At 71.4% G+C, this 19,326-nt stretch carries 15 protein-coding genes; 5 read left to right on the top strand and 10 right to left on the bottom strand.

Going from position 1 to position 19,326, the window contains the following annotated elements:
• The first annotated feature begins 103 nt into the window (after window positions 1-103).
• The gene (locus OG456_RS23870; protein ID WP_266564208.1) at window positions 104-1,195 is read left to right on the top strand and encodes a hypothetical protein; all 1,092 of its coding nucleotides are present in this window, start codon (window positions 104-106) and stop codon (window positions 1,193-1,195) included.
• Window positions 1,196-1,236: 41 nt separating this feature from the next.
• Here OG456_RS23870 and OG456_RS23865 read toward each other — a convergent pair whose 3' ends face one another.
• The 3 genes from OG456_RS23865 to OG456_RS23855 all read right to left on the bottom strand — a co-directional run bounded on the left by OG456_RS23865 (window position 1,237) and on the right by OG456_RS23855 (window position 5,034).
• Window positions 1,237-2,391, bottom strand: a complete 1,155-nt coding sequence (locus OG456_RS23865; protein WP_266564207.1) for a serine hydrolase — start codon at window positions 2,389-2,391, stop codon at window positions 1,237-1,239.
• Window positions 2,392-2,562: 171 nt separating this feature from the next.
• Window positions 2,563-4,365: a TIGR03767 family metallophosphoesterase gene (locus tag OG456_RS23860; protein WP_266564205.1), complete on the bottom strand. Its 1,803-nt coding sequence runs from the start codon at window positions 4,363-4,365 to the stop codon at window positions 2,563-2,565.
• Between the two features lie 213 nt (window positions 4,366-4,578).
• Window positions 4,579-5,034, bottom strand: coding sequence for an NUDIX hydrolase (locus OG456_RS23855; RefSeq protein WP_266564203.1), 456 nt, complete (start codon window positions 5,032-5,034; stop codon window positions 4,579-4,581).
• Between the two features lie 276 nt (window positions 5,035-5,310).
• On the opposite strand from OG456_RS23855, the gene OG456_RS23850 reads away from it, so the two are divergent.
• Window positions 5,311-8,625, top strand: coding sequence for a S8 family serine peptidase (locus OG456_RS23850; RefSeq protein ID WP_266564201.1), 3,315 nt, complete (start codon window positions 5,311-5,313; stop codon window positions 8,623-8,625).
• A gap of 105 nt (window positions 8,626-8,730) precedes the next feature.
• On the opposite strand, the gene OG456_RS23845 is transcribed toward OG456_RS23850, so the two are convergent.
• Together OG456_RS23845 and OG456_RS23840 are read right to left on the bottom strand one after the other, a co-directional pair.
• Complete coding sequence (locus tag OG456_RS23845) at window positions 8,731-9,453, bottom strand: hypothetical protein (RefSeq protein WP_266564199.1); 723 nt, start codon at window positions 9,451-9,453, stop codon at window positions 8,731-8,733.
• Between the two features lies 1 nt (window position 9,454).
• Window positions 9,455-9,976 carry a sigma-70 family RNA polymerase sigma factor gene (locus OG456_RS23840; protein WP_266564197.1) on the bottom strand — a complete coding sequence of 174 codons (522 nt, stop codon included), beginning with the start codon at window positions 9,974-9,976 and terminating at the stop codon, window positions 9,455-9,457.
• 195 nt (window positions 9,977-10,171) lie between these two features.
• Here OG456_RS23840 and OG456_RS23835 point away from each other — a divergent pair, with 195 nt between their 5' ends.
• Window positions 10,172-11,188, top strand: a complete 1,017-nt coding sequence (locus OG456_RS23835; RefSeq protein ID WP_266564195.1) for an aspartate-semialdehyde dehydrogenase — start codon at window positions 10,172-10,174, stop codon at window positions 11,186-11,188.
• Window positions 11,189-11,218: 30 nt separating this feature from the next.
• Here OG456_RS23835 and OG456_RS23830 read toward each other — a convergent pair whose 3' ends face one another.
• Window positions 11,219-11,734, bottom strand: a complete 516-nt coding sequence (locus OG456_RS23830; protein WP_266564193.1) for a DUF1203 domain-containing protein — start codon at window positions 11,732-11,734, stop codon at window positions 11,219-11,221.
• 124 nt (window positions 11,735-11,858) lie between these two features.
• On the opposite strand from OG456_RS23830, the gene pepN reads away from it, so the two are divergent.
• Entirely contained in the window at window positions 11,859-14,438 is a 2,580-nt protein-coding gene (gene pepN, locus OG456_RS23825; protein WP_266564191.1) for an aminopeptidase N, read from the top strand.
• 73 nt (window positions 14,439-14,511) lie between these two features.
• Here the strand turns inward: pepN and alc are convergent, their stop codons facing one another.
• The 4 genes from alc to OG456_RS23805 form a co-directional block, all read right to left on the bottom strand.
• Window positions 14,512-15,660, bottom strand: a complete 1,149-nt coding sequence (alc, locus tag OG456_RS23820; RefSeq protein WP_266564189.1) for an allantoicase — start codon at window positions 15,658-15,660, stop codon at window positions 14,512-14,514.
• An 88-nt stretch (window positions 15,661-15,748) separates the two neighbouring features.
• A complete protein-coding gene (locus tag OG456_RS23815; RefSeq protein ID WP_266564187.1) occupies window positions 15,749-16,654 on the bottom strand; it encodes a LysR family transcriptional regulator in 906 nt (301 codons plus the stop codon).
• Between the two features lie 4 nt (window positions 16,655-16,658).
• Complete coding sequence (locus OG456_RS23810; RefSeq protein WP_266564185.1) at window positions 16,659-17,624, bottom strand: DMT family transporter; 966 nt, start codon at window positions 17,622-17,624, stop codon at window positions 16,659-16,661.
• Between the two features lie 40 nt (window positions 17,625-17,664).
• Complete coding sequence (locus OG456_RS23805) at window positions 17,665-18,651, bottom strand: EamA family transporter (protein WP_266564183.1); 987 nt, start codon at window positions 18,649-18,651, stop codon at window positions 17,665-17,667.
• Between the two features lie 154 nt (window positions 18,652-18,805).
• On the opposite strand from OG456_RS23805, the gene OG456_RS23800 reads away from it, so the two are divergent.
• Complete coding sequence (locus OG456_RS23800) at window positions 18,806-19,306, top strand: MarR family winged helix-turn-helix transcriptional regulator (RefSeq protein WP_266564181.1); 501 nt, start codon at window positions 18,806-18,808, stop codon at window positions 19,304-19,306.
• Window positions 19,307-19,326: the final 20 nt, after the last annotated feature.

Here is a 19,326-nt window from a genome sequence, read left to right as displayed (position 1 = left end):
CTCGGCAGTCGAACGCCCTTACTTTAGGGCAGGCTTGTCCCTTTTTGTCGACGAGCGTGTAACAGCGGTTAGAGGCAAGGCCGGCGCCGGGAATGGCCAGGTCATGAACCACAACACCCCGCTGTCCCCCCGCCCCCTCCAGCACCTCGACGGCTGCCGGCAGCGCGTCCTGAGCGCCGCCCAGCTCAAGGCGCACGGGGTCAACTCCGCGGCCCTGAACGAGCAGTGCCGCCCGGGCGGCCCCTGGCAGCAGCTCCTGCCCGGCGTGTACCTGCTCCACCCCGGCAAGCCCACCGCCGACGAACGACTGCACGCGGTCCTCCTGTACGCGGGCCGTCCCCAGACCCGTACCGCTGTCGCCGTGCCCACGCAGACCACCCCCGACGAGCCGCACCCCCCGCAGGCCGCGCCCCAGACCCCGTACGCCAACGCGATGGTCACGGGTCTTGCGGCACTGGCCCTGCACCACTTCGTGTCCGTTCCGCCACTGCTCTCCCTCGACCGGATCGACGTCATGGTGCCGCGCACACGGCGGCTGCGCTCGACCGGTCTCGCCCGGCTCGTGCGCAGTCACGGGATGCCCACGCCGCAGCGGATCGCGGGGGTGCCGGTGGCGCCGGTGCCGCGCGCCCTCGCGGACGCCGTCGCCCAGCTCGACGACGCGGGCGCGGTGCGGCGCCTGCTCACCGAGGCCGTCCGCTGCGGTCACTGCGAACCCGCCGCCGTGGTGCGGGAGTTGAACCAGGCCAGGCTCCTCTCCCGCCCGCACGTCATCGACGCCGTGGACTCGCTGGTCGCCGAGGGGCGCGCCATCGCCGAGGACCGGCTGTACGAGATGGTGCGCGAGTACGGCCTGCCCGACCCGCTGTGGAACGTGGACCTGCGCATGCCCGGCGGGCCGCACCTCGGCGGTGTCGACGCGTACTGGCCCGACCAGGCCGTCGCCGTGGAGCTGGACACGCGGGCGCCCCTGCAGGAGCTGCGCGCGGAACTCCAGGAGGAGAGCGACGGCCTGGAGTGGTCCGAGTACGCCCGCAAGCGCGAGCACCTGGAGCGCCTCGGGATCACCGTCGTCCACCTCACGCCGCGCAAGCTGCGCGAGTCCCTCGAACAGCAGGCGACGGTCGTACGGACCGCGCTGATGGCGTCCGTGGACCGGGAACCGGCGGCGTACGTGATGGTGCTGCCGCGCTGACACAGCCGTGTCCCGGCCTCTCAACTCACGGACCGCATCGGCTACTTCGGGCAGTACTCGGCCTGGATCACGGCCTGGCTGTCGCCCGTCCAGTCGCCGTTGAAGTTGAACGCGAGGCTGTGGCGGCCGTCGGACGTGGTCACGGCGTCGGAGCTGGAGCCGTGGATGCCGCCGCTGTGACCCCAGATGACCGTGCCGCAGCTCAGTTCCTGCCGCATCAGGGCGAGGCCGTAGCCGACCTCGGGCTCGCCCTTCTCCGTGGGCACGGGGACGGTCTTCTTCATCTCGGCGAGCTGCGCGGCGGGCAGCAGCCGGCCGCCGAGGAGCACCGTGTAGAAGCGGTTCAGGTCTGCCGAGTCGGAGACCATCTCGCCGGCCGACGAGGCTAGGGACGGGTTGAGCTCGGTGACGTCGTACGTCTTCTGGTCCGGGTCGTCGGGGAACTTGGAGTAGGCGCGGCCCGCCGGGCGCGGCACGGTGACGGTGGTGCCGGGCAGGCTGGTGGCGCGCAGGTGGAGGGGCTCGATGACGCGGCGGCGGATCTCGTCGGCGTAGGAGTGTCCGGTGACCTTCTTCACGACCATGCCGGCCAGCACGTAGTTGGTGTTGGAGTAGTTCCAGGACGTGCCGGGCGCGAAGTCGGGCTTGTGGGCCATGGCGACCGACACGAGCTTGCCGGGTGCCCAGGTGTCGTAGCGGTGCTTCAGGAAGCCGTCGCGCCCGAAGACGGTCTGCTGGAAGTCCTTGTCCGCCGTGTAGTTGTAGATCCCGCTGGTGTGGTTGAGGAGCTGGCGGACGGTGATCTTCCGGCCGTCGTGGCCGTGTCCGGTGACGACGCCGGGCAGCCAGTGGTCGACGGTGTCGTCCAGGCTCATCCTGCCCTCGGCCTCCAGCTGGAGGAGGACGGTCGCGACGAACGTCTTGGTGATGCTGCCGACGCGATAGCGGTCCCGGTCGCCGCGCGGGGCGTTCGCCCGCAGGTCGCCGAGGCCCGAAGTGCCCTTCCAGGTGCCGTACTTGTCCGTTGCCTGACTCGTCACACCGGGCACGCCCGCCGCGACTGCGGCGTCCATGGCCTGCTGCGTCGCCCGGTGTCCGTCCTTGGCCGGCGCGTCGGCGAGAGCGGGGGTCGCGAGCGCCCCCGCCGTCACCGACACCACTACGGCCACACCCACCAGGCCGGTACGCACTGACATCCCGTGTCTCCTTCGCCGACGTTCGACAGCTGTGTGCTGCGGTCGACCTGGGGGACTCAGGGGTCACGGGAAGGGGTTGAGGGCCAAGATCGGGTTGGGCGGGATCAAGCCGTTCTGAGGCCTTGCGTCTCGGGCCTTCCGTCTCGGGCCTTGCGTCCCAGGCCTTGTGTCTCAGGCCTTGCGCAGGACGAGTTCCGTGTTGCGGTCGCCGGGGGTGCCGGAGAGGGTGGCGCGGGATCCCGGGGCGTTGAAGGAGAGTTCGCGGTAGAGGGCTGCGAGGCCGGTCTGGGTGAGGTCCGTGAAGTCGGTGCGGTGCGGGGCGGCGGACTCGATGAGCGTGGTGAACAGGGAGACCGTGCCGTCGTGGTTGTCGGTGATCTCGATGACACGGGCCAGCTGCGGGAAGTCGACGTGGGACGCGGTCGAGATCTCCCAGAAGGAGCGGCCTTCGGGGCCCGCGTGCGGGGTGATGTCGTTCTTGTGGCTGTGGCCGTTGACCCAGGCCAGGACGTTGCCGTGGCGGCCGAGGAGCGCGAGGAGCTCGTCGCCGCCGTGCCGGGCCTCACGGGGGTGGTGCGGGTCCTGGCGGAGGTTGCGCATGGTCTTGCTGGTGTGGTGGCTGAAGACGAGGACGTGGGAGTCCCCGTTCTTCTCGTTGTCCCTGAGCGTGCGCTCCAGCCAGTTGAGCTGGGCCGTGCCGATGGAGCCCTCGTAGTGGCCGCCTGGGTCCGTCGTGTCGAGGCTGATGCCGAGGATGTCGTCCGAGACGCGGAAGGCGTAGTACTGGGTGCCGGCGTCGATGTTGGCCTGTGTGTAGCCGTGGCCGTGCGGGCCCGGGCCCGTGTGCGCGGGGTCGAGGTGCGCCTTGAGGTACTCGGCCGGGGTGAAGGGGGCGCGGGACTCGTCCGGGGTGACCGAACGCATGTGGCGGGCCTGGGACTTGAGGAGGTCCTTGAAGGCCTGGCCCTTGGGGTCGCCGCCCTTCTTGACGTTGTCCCAGATCGCCTTGCCGGCGGAGTCCGGCAGCTCCATCAGCTTCCGCCCGCCCACCGCGAAGTCGGCGAAGAAGGAGTCGCCGGGCGCGTAGCAGCCACCGGGCAGCGCGTCGTGGTTGCCGACGGTCGAGTACCAGGGCAGGTTGAGCCCCGGGCTGCGCAGCTCACCGATCGCGGCGTCCAGGAAGCCGTGGATGCGGGGGAAGCCGAGCTGCTTGTCGGCGTCGCGCAGGGCGGCGTCCGGGTGCCAGTACAGCTTGAGGCCGCTGTCCTGCACGCCTTCGTAGCGGCGCGGGTCGCCGGTGTTCGGTGTGATGCGCCCGCCGCTCATCGCCTTCAGGAACCAGTCCAGTTCCGACTTGGCGTTGTTGTCGGTGTTGTCGCCGGTCGTCATGACGAAGTGCAGGGGTGACGCAGTGACGGGCGCCCCGCGCAGGGCGTTGACCCGCTCCACGAGGGAGACCGCTCCGGCGACCGAGAGGGACTCCTGGGGACGCCAGGCGCTGGCGGTCTGGGAGCGCAGGTACTCGTAGCGCAGGGGGTGCTGTACGTCGACCAGGTGCAGGTCGGTGAACTGGACGAATGCGGCGAGCGCGGTGCGCCGGCCTTCGCGCCCCGACTTGGCGGACGCGAGGTCGCCGCGGACGACGCGCTGCCAGGCGGGGCCGTCGCCGAGGCGCCGGTAGCCCGCGCCGGCCGGGGCGGCGGCGACGGATCCGAGGGTGGTGCCGCGCGTGTAGGGCGCGAGCGGGGCGGCGGGGGCCCGGCGGGAGACGGCCGCCGGGACGGGGCCTGCGGGCGCGGGACCCGCGGCGGCGCTGCTCGTGCCGGGGCCGAGTGCGTAGCCGATCCCGGCCGTCAGGGAGACGGCTCCGGACGCGGCGAGGAAGGTGCGGCGGTCGAGCGCCGAGGCGATGGAGGCGGCCTTGGCGGCGGTGGCGGATGCAGCGGTGTCGGCGACAGAGCGTATGCGCGGCATGGCGCGGTCTCCCCGAGTGCGAACGCGTCGGCAGTGGTCGCGGGGCGCTCGCCGTGGCAGAACTACCCGCTCGTACTGGATCGTTGACACCGGGGATGACCTGCGCGTTAACGAGGCCGCAACGGGCAGCGCCGATCACGCCACGTGGATCACCGGCCACCCTGCGCGGTCACGTACGCCTCGTGTGCCGTAGAGGAGCCGGTCACTCCGTGTTCACATTTCGGGGAAGAGGTGGCCCGACGTGGGCCTGTCGCGCCACAGTTCGAGGCCCGCGTCGACGAGTTCGACGCGGGCGAGGCGGGGCACGTCGTCGAGGGTGTGCCAGGCGGCCATGTCGGTGGAGCCGTTCACCTCGTGGCGCAGTTCGCCGCCGGTGACGCGGCCCTCGTAGACGAGGCGCAGTCCGTGGAAGTCGGCGACGGCGCCCAGTTTGCGCGGGTAGCGGCGCAGGACGGAGTGGACGCCGAGCAGGGTGACGGGCTCGACCGCGTAGCCGGTCTCCTCGTCGAGTTCGCGGATCACGGTGTCGTACGGGTCCTCGCCGTGGTCCATGCCGCCTCCCGGCAGCGTCCAGCGTCTGGTGCCGTCGCCGGCCACCCAGCGGGCGAGCAGCACCTGCCCGTCCCGTACGCAGACTGCGTAGGCCGCGACCCTCAGTTCCCTGTGCACACGGTGACGTTATGCGGTCCGCGGCGGGTCGGGGTGATGAACGTGCGGGTCGGTGACGCGGCGGGCGGGACTCCTCGCGGGGCGCGTGCGCCGTGCCCCGCGGTGCGCGTTTCCCCGTATGCGCCACTTTGTCCGCGATGACGTATGGCGGAAGTACGCCATGACCTGATCACGTCACGGGCAACTCTCCCCAAACAGGCGTCACTTACGTAAAGCTGACCGGTCATCCGGCACCGAATTCCGGACCCTTTCCGACCTTTACGTACAGGGATGCTGATGACCCTCGATCCCCAGCGCGCACCGATATCCGGAGCGAGACGGGCGGCCCGGCTCGCGGCCGCCGCCGGCCTCGTCGCAGCGCTCACCGCAGCCGGGCCGATACCCCTGGCCTACTCCGCGGGCGCGGACACCACCCCGTCCACCGACGCACCCGTCAAGTCGGCCGGTGACAAGCTCGGTTCGTCCGACGCCCAGCTCCTCGACCAGGCCGAGGCGTCCGGCGCGAAGAACGTGACCATGATGGTCGCGACCACGCCCGGCTCGACCGAGCAGGTCGCGCACCAGCTCGACGCCGTCAAGGGCGGCTCCGTCGGCCGGACCTACGACAAGCTCGGCTACGTCCGCGCCACCGTGCCGACCGCCAAGGCGGACGCCGCGATCAAGGCGGCCGAGAAGCTCTCCTCCGTGCAAGGCATCGACCTGCGCCACGAGATCGAGCTCGACGACCCGACGCCGGCCGGCGACACCGCAAAGGGCTCGAAGGGCGCCTCCGGCTCGTACGCCGCGCCCGGCAGGAGCACCCCGGCGAAGAACCCGTACAACCCGTCCTTCGAGACGGGCGCCGTCGACTTCGTGAAGGACAACCCGAAGGCCGACGGCCGCGGCGTCACGATCGGCATCCTCGACTCCGGTGTGGACCTCAGTCACCCGGCGCTCCAGAAGACCACCACCGGCGAGCGCAAGATCGTCGACTGGGTCACCTCGACCGACCCGATCGTCGACGGCGACGCCACCTGGCGCGCGATGGTCACCTCCGTGACCGGCCCGACGTTCACCTACGGCGGGCGCACCTTCAAGGCCGCCGCCGGCTCGTACCAGGTCTCGACGTTCAAGGAGTCCGCCACCACCGGCGGCGACGCCAAGGGCGACCTGAACCGCGACGGCGACACCACCGACTCCTGGGCCGTCCTCTACGACGCCAAGGCCGGCACCGTCACCGTCGACCTGAACGACAACGGTGACTTCACCGACGACACCCCGATGAAGCCGTACAAGGACGGCTACCAGATCGGGTACTTCGGCAAGGACAACCCGGCGACCGACGTCGTCGAGCGCATCCCGTTCGTCGTGGAGATCCGCAAGGACGTCCCGATGGACCCGTACGGCGGCGACTGGGTCGGCAAGAAGGCCGACTTCGTCAACATCGGCGTCATCGAGTCCGAGCACGGCACGCACGTCGCGGGCATCACCTCCGCCAACGGCCTGTTCGGCGGGAAGATGAGCGGTGCCGCGCCCGGCGCGAAGATCGTCTCCTCGCGCGCCTGCACCTGGTCCGGCGGCTGCACCAACGTCGCGCTCACCGAGGGCATGCTGGACCTCGTCACCAAGCGCGGCGTCGACATCGTCAACATGTCGATCGGCGGCCTGCCCGCCCTCAACGACGGCAACAACGCGCGCGCGCTGCTCTACAAGCGCCTCATCGACACCTACGGCGTCCAGCTCGTGATCTCCGCGGGCAACTCCGGCCCCGGCGCCAACACCATCGGCGACCCCGGCCTCGCCGACAAGGTCATCTCCGTCGGCGCGTCCATCTCCAAGGAGACCTGGGCCGCCAACTACGGCTCCGGCGTGACGAAGCGCTACGCCATGATGCCGTTCTCGTCGCGCGGCCCGCGTGAGGACGGCGGCTTCACGCCGACCATCACCGCGCCCGGCGCCGCGATCAACACGACGCAGACCTGGCTGCCGGGCTCCCCGGTCGCCGAGGCGGGCTACTCCCTGCCGGCCGGCTACTCGATGCTCCAGGGCACCTCGATGGCGTCCCCGCAGGCCGCGGGCGCCTCAGCCCTGCTGCTCTCCGCCGCCAAGCAGAAGCACATCGCGCTCACCCCGGCGAAGCTGCGGACGGCGCTCACCTCGACCGCGAAGCACATCAGCGGCGAGCAGGCGTACGCCGAGGGCTCCGGCCTGATCGACATCGTCGACGCGTGGAAGTCCATCAAGCGCGGCGCGGACGCCCACACCTACACGGTCAAGGCCCCGGTCGACACCGCGATCGACTACGCGCTCCTGGACCCGGGCTTCGGCACCGGCATCTACGACCGTGAGGGCGGCCTCAAGGCCGGCCAGAAGAAGACCTACGACGTCACCGTCACACGTACGTCGGGCCCGGACCGTGCGGTCCGCCACGAGCTGTCCCTCAAGAACAACTCGGGCTCCACGTTCCGCATCGTCGGCGACGACACCGTCTCGCTGCCGCTGAACAAGCCGGTCACCGTCAAGGTGCAGGCCGCGCCGAAGAGCGCCGGTCTGCGCAGCGCCATCCTGGAGGTGGACGACCCGCGCACCGAGGGCGTCGACCAGCAGGTCATGGCGACCGTCGTCGTCGCGACGCCGCTCGCGAAGCCGTCGTACACGTTCTCGGACTCCGGCTCCGTGCAGCGCAACAGCACGAAGTCGTACTTCCTGACGGTCCCCGAGGGCGCGAAGTCCCTCGAGGTCGCGATGAGCGGTCTGAAGGACAAGAGCCAGACCCGCTTCATCTCGATCCACCCGTACGGCGTCCCCGTCGACGACACGTCGACGCCGAGCTGCTACCCGAACTACAACCCGGCCAACACCTGCCGCCCCGACCTGCGCTCGTACGCGGACCCGCAGGCCGGCGTCTGGGAGATCGAGGTCGAGGCGCGCCGCACGTCGCCGCAGCTCGACAACCCGTACAAGCTGGACGTCGCCGTGCTCGGCGCGGCCTTCGACCCGGCCGTGCAGACCGTCCCCGAGGCCAAGGTCGGCACGCCGGCCAACGTCTCCTGGAAGGTGACGAACAAGTTCGCCGCGCTCGACGGCAAGCTGAAGGGCGGTCCGCTCGGCTCGTCCAAGACGGCGCGTCCGTCCCTCAAGGAGGGTGAGACGCAGACCTCCACGGTCGTCGTCCCCGCGGGCGCCGAGCGTCTGGACGTCGCCATCGGCGGCGTCTCCGACAACGCCGCCGACCTGGACCTGACGGTCTACGACCAGAACGGCAACCAGGTCGGCCAGTCCGCCGACGGCGACTCCGAGGAGGCCGTCAGCATCAGCAAGCCGGCCGCCGGCACGTACACGGTCGAGGTCGTGGGCTACTCCGTCCCGTCCGGTTCGACGGAGTACGACTACCGCGACGTGTTCTTCTCCCCGACGCTCGGCCAGGTCAAGGTCGACGAGGCGAAGTCCGTGAAGCTCGGCAACGGTGACTCGACCCAGGTCACCGCCGAGGTCGTCGCCGCGGCGGCCGCGCCGGAGGGCCGCGAGTTCTTCGGCGAGGTGCAGCTCCTGAACGGGCGCGGCACGGTCGCCGGGCTCGGCAGCGTGAAGATCGAGAAGGTCACGCCGTAACGGTGACCCGGTAGTCCGGTAACGGCGGGGGCGGGCGTCCTGAGGGGCGCCCGCCCTCTGCCGTTCCCTCCGCCGTTCCCTTTGCCGTCCCGTCGGTACGAGCCGTCACGCGCCGGGGCCGGGGGCCTTCGGGCACTTCAGGGCGCGGGAGCCGGGCAGCGCGTTGACGACCATGTCGCGCAGGGACGCGCGGTCCGCGGCCTTCGTGGCCCAGTTGTCCGGGTACTCCTCGCCCTTGGGAATGCTGATCAGCGTGCGGTCGCCCGGCTTCAGGCGCGGGTCGACGTCGTGATCCATCCGGAAGGTGACCTTCTCCGGTCCCTTCGCGGGCTTGTAGTAGCGGGTCGCGGTCAGCGTGATCGTGTCGCGTTCCGCGCCGGGCACGGGCTCGACCCGGACGACGGTGCCCTCGACGATGAGCCGCGAGCACGCCACGAAGCCCTCCGGCGTCACCTCCGCGCCCTGCTTCCCGCTGTCCGCGGCCCCGCGGTGGTCCGCCGCGGACTTGCTGTCGGCGCCGTCGCCGGGCGCGCCGGCGACGCCCAGCCACACGAGCCCGCCGAGCATCGCGGCCGCGCACGCGGCGGCGAGTGCCCGGAAGGCGACCGCGAGAGGCCTGCGGCGGGGCCTCAGCGCGACCAGCGGCGCCGGGCGCGGCCCGGCCCGTGCGGCGAGCGCGTCCCCGATCCCCCGCACCTGCTCCGCGAGCAGCGCGACATCGGCCTGCGCCGCCGCGTGCGCGGCCACCACCTCGGGGTCGGCCGCGTCCTCCTGGGGCAGCGGCTCCCCGGTGAGCGCCGGCATCAGCGCGCGGTCCTCGTACTCCATGTCACACCACCTCCCCTTCGCGCAGCCGCGCCCGCAGCATCCGTACCGCCGTGTGCAGCCTGCTCTTGACCGTGCCCTCCGGGATGCCCAGCTCCTCGGCTATCGCCCGTACCGGGAGATCCGCGTAGAAGCGCAGCACGACGACCTGGCGCTGGGTGTCCGGCAGCTCGTCCAGGCCCTGCGCCACCGCCAGCGACAGGACGCGCGACTCGGCGCCGTCCTGCGCGGGCTGTTCCTGGCGCAGCGAGGCGAGGCGCTCGCCGAGCCGTTCCTGGCGGCGGCGTGCCCTGTGCCAGTCCATCGCCAGGTTCGAGGCGACGACGGCGGCCCACGCCGACACGTCGCGCGGTGCCTCGTCGCCCCGCGCGGCCCGTTCGAGGAGCCGCAGCCGCACCTGCTGCACGCCGTCCTGAAGGTCGCCGTGCGGTACCCCGCCCAGCGACAGGACGGCCCGCACCCGGTCCTCCTGTGCGGCATCCAGCGGATCGGCCACCTCCGCGCGGCGCGTTCTTCTGCGCAGCAATGCCCCTCCCCTCCCCCTGGCTCTCCCGCGTTTCCCCTAGGACGCCGGGACCGGGCGAAACGTTCGCACCGTGAGACAGGCATGAATGTGGCGTCCCGCACCTCGGACAATGGATTGGACAAGGCGGCCGGGGACAGACGCATCATGGAGCGGCACCCCCGCTGTTCTGTTCGTGTACGTACGGAGGAAAACCCTGTGAAGGTCGGAATCGTCGGAGCCACCGGTCAGGTCGGCACGGTCGTGCGCAAGATCCTCGTCGAGCGGGACTTCCCGGTCGACGAGCTGCGCCTGTTCGCCTCGGCCCGCTCGGCCGGGACGGTCATCGACGGTGTGACGGTGGAGGACGCCTCGACGGCCGACTACACGGGCCTCGACATCGTCATCTTCTCCGCAGGTGGCAGCACCTCCAAGGCGCTCGCCGAGAAGGTCGCGGCCCAGGGCGCGGTCGTGATCGACAACTCGTCGGCCTGGCGCAAGGACCCCGAGGTCCCGCTGGTCGTCTCCGAGGTCAACCCCCACGCGATCGCGAACCGCCCCAAGGGCATCATCGCCAACCCGAACTGCACGACGATGGCCGCGATGCCGGTCCTGCGTCCGCTGCACGAGGAGGCCGGCCTCGAAGCGCTGGTCGTCGCCACCTACCAGGCGGTCTCCGGCTCCGGCCTCGCGGGCGTCGCCGAGCTGCACGGCCAGGCGCAGAAGGTCGTCGCCGAGGCGGACAAGCTCACGCACGACGGCTCCGCCGTCGAGTTCCCCGAGCCCCAGGTCTACAAGCGCCCCATCGCCTTCAACGTGCTGCCGCTGGCCGGCGCCATCGTCGACGACGGTCTGAACGAGACGGACGAGGAGCAGAAGCTCCGCAACGAGTCCCGCAAGATCCTCGAGATCCCGGGCCTCAAGGTCTCCGGCACCTGTGTGCGCGTGCCGGTCTTCTCGGGCCACTCGCTCCAGATCAACGCCCGCTTCGCCCGTCCGCTCTCCGTCGAGCGCGCCACCGAGATCCTGTCCGGCGCCCCCGGCGTCGAGCTCTCCGACATCCCGACGCCGCTCCAGGCCGCGGGCCAGGACGCCTCGTACGTGGGCCGCATCCGCGGTGACGAGACCGTGGAGCACGGTCTGTCGCTGTTCGTCTCGAACGACAACCTCCGCAAGGGCGCCGCGCTGAACGCGGTACAGATCGCGGAGCTGGTGGCGGCCGAGCTCAAGGGCTGACGCCCGCCCCCTTCCGGACGCGCGGCCGTTCTAGGACTGCGGCCTGCGCACCTCGAACTGGAAGCAGCCGTACTCCAGGGCCCGCACGTGGACGAGCGCCACGTGCGGGTCGCCGAACGCCTCGGCGAACGCCGCGTCGAAGCCGGCCGTCGCGTCCTCGGGGATCTCCAGGAGGCGCCCGCCGACGATGTGCCCCTCGGCGTCGTAGCGGCGCACGGTGCGCAGGGCGCCGGGCCGGTCGAAGGGGTAGCCGCCGGCGTCCGCCGCCGGTCCACGGCAGTCGTCGGCGTGGATGAAGACCGGGCCCTGCTCGTCGTACGCGCCCGGGTGCGCGCCCGTGGCCTCGCTCCAGCGCCGCAGCGGCGCGTACGAGACGAGCGCGATCCGCTCGCCGGGCTCGACGGAGCGCAGACAGCAGCGCAGCGGGGACCCGACGGCCGCGTCGTCGGTGGCGGTGAACGCGACGCAGGGGCGGCCCGCGTCGTCGGTGTCCCGCAGCTCCTTGAGAGCGGCCGGTGCGATGGGCTGTGCGATGTACGTGGTCATGCACTCCAGGCTCGTCCCGCGCGCGGGGGTTCACCGGCGGAAAACGGACATCGCGCTCTCCGCTTCCCTCGTGGAAGGATGACCGGAACGTCACAAACGTAGACCGGAACTAGGAGATGACCGCGTGCCTGGCACCAATCTGACCCGTGAAGAGGCGCAGCAGCGGGCGAAACTGCTCGATGTCGAGTCGTACGAGATCGATCTTGACCTCTCGGGAGCGCAGGAGGGCGGCACCTACCGGTCCGTGACCAGCGTGCGGTTCGAGAGCGCCGAGGCGGGCGCTCACACGTTCATCGACCTGGTCGCCCCGGCGGTCCACGAGGTCGTCCTGAACGGGCATTCGCTCGATGTCGCCGCCGTGTTCCGCGACTCGCGGATCGAGCTCAAGCACCTGGCGGCGGGGCCGAACGAGCTGCGGGTCGTCGCCGACTGCGCGTACACCAACACGGGTGAGGGTCTGCACCGCTTCGTCGACCCCGTCGACCAGCAGGCCTATCTGTACACGCAGTTCGAGGTGCCGGACGCGCGCCGCGTCTTCGCCTCCTTCGAGCAGCCGGACCTGAAGGCCACCTTCCAGTTCACCGTGAAGGCGCCGACGGGCTGGACGGTCATCTCCAACTCCCCGTCCCCGGAGCCCAAGGGCCCCGATGGGACTGTCTGGCACTTCGAGCCGACGCCGCGCATCTCCACGTACATCACGGCCCTCATCGTCGGCCCGTACCACTCGGTGCACTCCTCGTACGAGGGCGCGGACGGGCAGTCCGTGCCGCTCGGCATCTACTGCCGGCCCTCGCTCGCCGAGTTCCTCGACGCGGACGCGATCTTCGAGGTCACGCGGCAGGGCTTCGACTGGTTCCAGGAGAAGTTCGACTACGCGTACCCGTTCGCCAAGTACGACCAGCTCTTCGTGCCGGAGTTCAACGCGGGCGCGATGGAGAACGCGGGCGCGGTCACCATCCGCGACCAGTACGTGTTCCGCTCGAAGGTGACGGACGCGGCGTACGAGGTGCGCGCGGAGACGATCCTGCACGAGCTGGCCCACATGTGGTTCGGCGACCTCGTGACGATGGAGTGGTGGAACGACCTCTGGCTGAACGAGTCGTTCGCCACGTACACGTCGATCGCCTGCCAGGCGTACTCGCCGAACAGCCGCTGGCCGCACTCGTGGACGACGTTCGCCAACTCCATGAAGACATGGGCGTACCGGCAGGACCAGCTGCCCTCCACGCACCCGATCATGGCCGAGATCCGCGACCTCGACGACGTCCTCGTCAACTTCGACGGCATCACGTACGCCAAGGGCGCCAGCGTCCTCAAGCAGCTCGTCGCGTACGTCGGCATGGACGAGTTCTTCCAGGGCGTTCAGGCGTACTTCAAGCGCCACGCGTACGGGAACACGCGCCTGTCCGACCTGCTCGGCGCGCTGGAGGAGACCAGCGGGCGCGACCTGACCGCGTGGGCGAAGGCCTGGCTCCAGACGGCCGGCATCAACATCCTGCGCCCGCGGATCGAGACGGACGCGAACGGCGTCATCACGTCCTTCGCCATCCAGCAGGAGGCGCCCGCGCTCCCCGCCGGCGCCAAGGGCGAGCCGACGCTGCGCCCGCACCGCATCGCGATCGGCCTCTACGACCTCGACGACGACAGCGGCAAGCTGATGCGCACGGAGCGCATCGAGCTGGACGTCACGGCCACCGAGCTGACCCAGGTCCCGCAGCTGGCCGGAAAGCACCGCCCCGCCGTGATCCTCCTCAACGACGACGACCTGTCGTACGCGAAGGTCCGCCTGGACGAGGAGTCGCTCGCGTTCGTCACCGAGCACCTCGGCGACTTCGAGTCGTCCCTGCCGCGCGCCCTGTGCTGGGCATCGGCCTGGGACATGACGCGCGACGCCGAACTGCCCACCAGCGCCTACCTGGAGCTGGTCCTGTCGGGCATCGGCAAGGAGACGGACATCGGCGTCGTGCAGTCCCTGCACCGCCAGGTGAAGCTGGCCATCGACCTGTACTCGGCCCCCGTGAGGCGCGACGCGGCGCTGGCGACCTGGACCGAGGCGACGCTGGCGCACCTGCGGGCAGCGGCGGCGGGCAGCGACCACCAGCTGGCATGGGCCCGCGCGTTCGCGGCGACGGCCCGCACGCCGGAGCAGCTCGACCTGCTCGAGGCGCTCCTGGAGGGCACGCAGACCGTCGAGGGCCTGGCCGTCGACACCGAGCTGCGCTGGGCGTTCGTGGAGCGGCTCGCGGCGGTCGGCCGCTACGACGATGCGGAGATCACGGCGGAGTACGAGCGGGACCGGACCGCGGCGGGCGAGCGCCACGCGGCGACGGCCCGTGCGGCGCGCCCCACCGCCGAGGCGAAGGCCGAGGCCTGGGCGTCGGTCGTCGAGTCCGACAAGCTCCCGAACGCGGTCCAGGAAGCGGTCATCGCCGGCTTCGTCCAGACGGACCAGCGCGATCTGCTCGCCCCGTACACGGAGAAGTACTTCGCCGCGGTCAAGGACGTCTGGGAGTCCCGCTCCCACGAGATGGCCCAGCAGGTGGCGGTCGGCCTCTACCCGGCGATCCAGGTCTCGCAGCCCACCCTGGACGCAACGGACACCTGGCTCACCGCAGCCGAACCGAACGCGGCCCTGCGCCGCCTGGTCTCCGAATCCCGAGCGGGCGTGGAGCGCGCGCTGCGGGCGCAGGGGGCTGACGCGTAGCACTCGCGGGCACAGCGCAAGGCGCCCGGCACCGGATTCCTCCGGTGCCGGGCGCCTTCGCGTGTGCGAGCGATCAGCCCTTCAACTCGGCGTAACGGGCACGCAGTTGATCGCGGCCCGTCTCCGTGAGGGAGCCGTGCAGGCGCATGCGGGCGACGCCGCCGTCCGGGAAGGCGTCGAGGCGTACGTGGGTGGCCACGGCCTGGGCGGGGAGCTTGAAGCGGTGGAGGGTGTCGGGCTGGAGGCGGGTGCGGGGGATGATGTCGAACCATTCGCCCGTGTCGCCGTTGCGGCCGCTCAGGGCGATCCAGCCTGCCGAGTTCCCCTTCAGGTACGCCGTGTCGATCTCCACCGCGCGGATCGCGCCCTGCGCGGCGAGGCGGAACCGTACCCAGTCGTTCGTGCCGTGCACCCGGCGCCTGCGGTTCTCCCAGCCGTCGTCCATCTTCCGGGACGTGCCGGGCAGGATGATCTGCGTGGGCGACGAGTAGAACTTGTCCGACGCGTCCTCGTACGTACCGCCGTTGAGGACCGAGATCAGGTCGAAGGTGCCGAGCAGGTCGAGCCACTCGGGGTCGGGGACCACCTCGCCGTGCACGCGCAGGCGGGCCACACCGCCGTCGGGGTGCTGGCAGAGGCGGAGGTGGGTGTAGCGGCGCTCCGAAGTGATCGTGAAGCCGTTCGCCGCGTGGCCGCGTACCGGGGTCGGTGCGATCAGCTCCTCCCACTTCACGTCGGCGGCGAGCAGGTCCTCGGGGCTCGGAGAACCCTCCACGCACGCCGCCTGGACGCTGACGCGCTGCGGGTAGTTGCCGCGGAAGTGCGCGGTGTCCACGACGATGCCGCGGATCACGCCGGGCGCGCCGAGCCGCACGATCGCCCAGTCGTGGTCCTCGGGCGCGGGGAAGGGGGAATCGGCGGTACCGCGGCGGCGGCGGGTCTCCCAGCCGTCCATGATCTTGCCCTTGTGCCCGAAGTGCTCCGGGTCGAACACCGCGGGCTCGCGGACGAGGAGGTTCTCGCGCTGGGCGAAGAACTCGTCGTTCGCGGCGATGACTCCCGCGCCCAGGCGCCGGTCGGCGAGGTCCACCAGCTCCGCGTAGCTCTCGGTGTCGCCGAAGTGGCGGTAGTCGGCGTACGGGTCGCCGCCGGAGTAGGGGGCGGCGTCGTTGGCGTGGGGGTCCTCGGGGGCTTCGAGCGGCGTGGCGTCGGATGTCGTCATACGTCCACTGTCGGGCCCGCCGAGCCCTTAGGTCCATCGAAACTTTTCGACATGTACGTTCAGGTGAACTGAACGGTCGGTGCGGGCGTCAGCGCTCGCCCGCGGCGTCCCTCAGGGCATCCAGCACCCTCGACACCGCCGGCGCCCCCTCCGACCCGCTGCGTACCGCCGCCACCACGTGCCTGACCGGGCGGTCCTCGCCCAGCGCGCACATCACGACGCCCTCCCGGCCCGCCGCCGCCATGCGCGGGACCAGGGCGATACCCATCCCCGCCTCGACCATCGCCAGGATCGCCGTCCACCCGGCCGCGCTGTGCGCCTGCTCCGGCACGAACCCGGCGGCCTCGCACGCGGCCCGCGTGATCTCCGACCAGGGCCCCGAACCGCCGAAGATCCAGTGCTCGCCGGCCAGCTCGGCCAGGCGCGGGCCCGCCGCTCCCGCCAGCGGGTGCCCGGTCGGCAGGGCCACGTCGAGCGGGTCGGCGAGCAGCGGCACCCGGGTGAACTTGGGGTCGCGCGCGGTGGGCGCGTGCGCGGCGAGCGACAGGGCCAGGTCCACGTCACCGGCCGAGAGCAGCTCGTACGCCTCCGCCGCCTCCGCCTCGCGCACCCGGACCGCGATCCCGGGGTGGGCGGTGCGCAGGGCGCGCACGGCGGGCACCACCAGGGCGGGCACGGCGGTGGAGAACGCGGCGACCCGCACCTCCCCGGACTCGCCCTGCAGATACGCTTCCAACTCCGCGTCGGCGCGCTCCAGTTGGGCGAACACGGCTTCGGCGTGCCGCAGGACGAGGTGGGCGGCGTCGGTGAGGCGTACGCGCCGCCCGTGCGCCTCCAGGAGCGGCACGCCGAGCTGTCTGGCCAGGTTGGTCAACTGCTGCGACACGGCCGACGGGGTCATGAGCAGCGCCTGCGCGGTGGCCGTGACCGTCCCCCGGTCCCGCAGGGCCCGCAGGATCGCGAGCTTCTTGATGTCCCAGTCGGTGGCGCGCATGGGGTCAACGTATCCGGGACCCGCTCCGGGTCGCCGAGCCGAGGGCCACCCCCGCCAGGATCAGCGCCATGCACGCGATCTGCAGCCGGCCCATGGCCTCGCCGAGGACCGCGTACGAGAGCAGGGCCACGCACACCGGCTGGAGGTAGTAGATGACGCCGGCGCGGGCCGCGCCGATCTGGGCGATCGCCTTGTTCCAGGCGAAGAACGCGACGGCTGACGAAACCACACCCACGTACAGGAGGGGCGAGACGGTCGCCGCCGTCGGCTCGAAGCCGCCCTGCACGGCGAGGCTGACGAGGAACACCGGCAGCAGCATCAGCGCGCCGAGCACGAACGTCGCGAAGAGGAACGCGGGCCCGCCGATCTCCGCCGGCCGGCGCCGCAGCAGCGCGCTGTACGAGCCGAAGCAGACCGCCGCCGCGACCACCCACAGGTCGCCCGCCGTGAAGTCCGGCGCCAGGGAGCCCTTGCTGACCAGGAGCAGCACACCCGCGCACGCCACGACCGTGCCGGTCACCCGGCGCGCCCCGAGCCGCGCGCCGCCGAGGCGTTCGTACGCCGCCATCAGGACGGGCGACGCGGCCATGATCATGCCCATGTTCCCGGCGGACGTCGTCATCGCCGCCTGGTTGACGAGCGTGTTGTAGACGGTCACACCGAGCAGTGCGGCGAGCAGCAGGAAGCGCAGGTGGGTGCGGAGCAGCGCCCTCTGCCGCCAGGCGGAACGCGCCGCGAACGGCGCCACCGCGGCGATCGCGATGATCCAGCGCCAGAACGCGTGCTGGATCGGGGGCACGCTGTCGTGCAGCGCTCGGGAGGTGACGAAGCTGCCCGACCAGACCACCGTGGCGAGTACCGCGAGCGCGAGGCCGGTGCCGAGCCCGTTGCCTGCGCGGCGCCCTCCGGCCCCTGCGTCCCCTGCTGCGACCTTCTCGGCGCCGGTGGTCGGCCGGTCCAGGACTGCCATCCCGTGTCCCCTCCTGAGCTGTGATCTCTCTACGACCCGACTACCGTCGCAGCTCCCCACCCGTCAGGTCCATCGAAACTTTCCGCTCCTTCTCTTCAGTAGAACTGAAAGGTTTGGATCGCGGAGCGAGAGAAGCGGCGGCCCGGGGCGGGCGCTGGCCCAGCAAGGTCGCGCCGAACGCCAGCGCCATGCCCGCCAGCTGCACCGGCGTCAGCGCCTGCCCGAGCGCCGCCCAACCGATCACCGCCGCCGTCAGCGGCGAGAGCGGGCCGAGGAACGTGACCTGCGTCGCGGTCAGGCGGCCGATGCCGCGGAACCACAGCCAGTACGCGACCGCCGTGTTGGCGAGCGCCAGGTACACGTAGCCCGCGACGGCCCGGCCGTCCAGCGCCGGGGGCGCACCTTCGACGAGGAACGCGAGCGGGGCGATGAGGAGGCCGCCGGCCGTGAGCTGCCAGCCGGTGAGCGCCAGGGGGCCCACCCCTTCCGGGCGGCCCCACCGCTTGGTGAGGACCGTCCCCGTCGACATCGACGCCGTGGAGGCCAGCGCCGCCAGCGCGCCGACCGGGTCTAGCGCGCCCGCCGCTTTGAGGACGACGAGGCTGACCCCGAGCGCGGCCGCGATGCCGGTCAACAGCGTGCGCCGCGTGGGGCGTTCACCGAGCAGGAGCGTCGCGAGGCCCGCGACGAAGAGGGGGCCGATCGAGCCGACCACCGCCGCCATGCCGCCGGGGAGGCGGTACGCGGAGAGGAAGAGGAGCGGGAAGAACGCGCCGATGTTCAGCGCGCCGAGGACCAGGGACTTCCACCACCAGGCGCCGCGCGGCAGCGTGCGCGCCAGCGCCAGCAGGAGGAGGCCCGCGGGCAGCGCCCGCATCAGCCCGGTGAACAGCGGGCGGTCGGCCGGCAGGAACTCCGTGGTGACCGCGTAGGTCGAGCCCCAGGACATCGGGGCCAGCGCGGTCAGTGCGATCACGGCGCCGTTGCGCTTGCTCGCCTTCTCAACGCTGTGCTTGTTCGTCTTCATCGGGCGCCCCCCGCGGCGAAATGGGTTGGAGAGAAGTGGCTACGTGGAAAATAGCTTAGTCGTAAGCTACTTTTCGTCAAGCAACTTCCTTCCAAGTTACTTTCCGCCGAGCTACTTTCTTGCGACCGACCGAACTGGGTCGCATACTCGCCCCATGAGCAGCAGCAAGGACGCCGTCGACGCGATCATCGACCAGTGGGCCGAGGTCAGGCCCGACCTGGACACCACGGCGATGGAGGTCTTCGGCCGGCTCTACCGGATCTCGCGCGCGATGGGCGACCGCATCGACAAGACGTACGCGCGCTACGGCATCGCACGGGGCGAGTTCGATGTCCTCGCCACGCTGCGCCGCTCCGGTGACCCGTTCACGCTCTCGCCGCGTCAGCTCTCGGCGACGCTGATGCTGACGACCGGCGGCATGACCGGGCGGCTCGACAAGCTGGAGCGGCGCGGGCTGCTGCGCCGCTCGCCCGACCCGCACGACCGCCGCGGCCTCCAGGTGACGCTCACCGACGAGGGCCGGGCGCTGGTCGACGAGGCGGTCGGCGCCGGGCTCGCCGTGCAGACCGAGGCGCTCACCTCGCTCGACAAGGAGCAGGCCGGCCAACTCGCCGACCTGCTGCGTCAGTTGATGGCGGGCACTCAGCCCTCCTGAGACCGGACCGGCCCCCCGGA

The organism is Streptomyces sp. NBC_01446, assembly GCF_026340095.1.
GTDB lineage: Bacteria > Actinomycetota > Actinomycetes > Streptomycetales > Streptomycetaceae > Streptomyces > Streptomyces aureus.
Note: the sequence above shows the minus strand (reverse complement) of the source record. Positions and strands in the feature narration are given on the sequence as shown.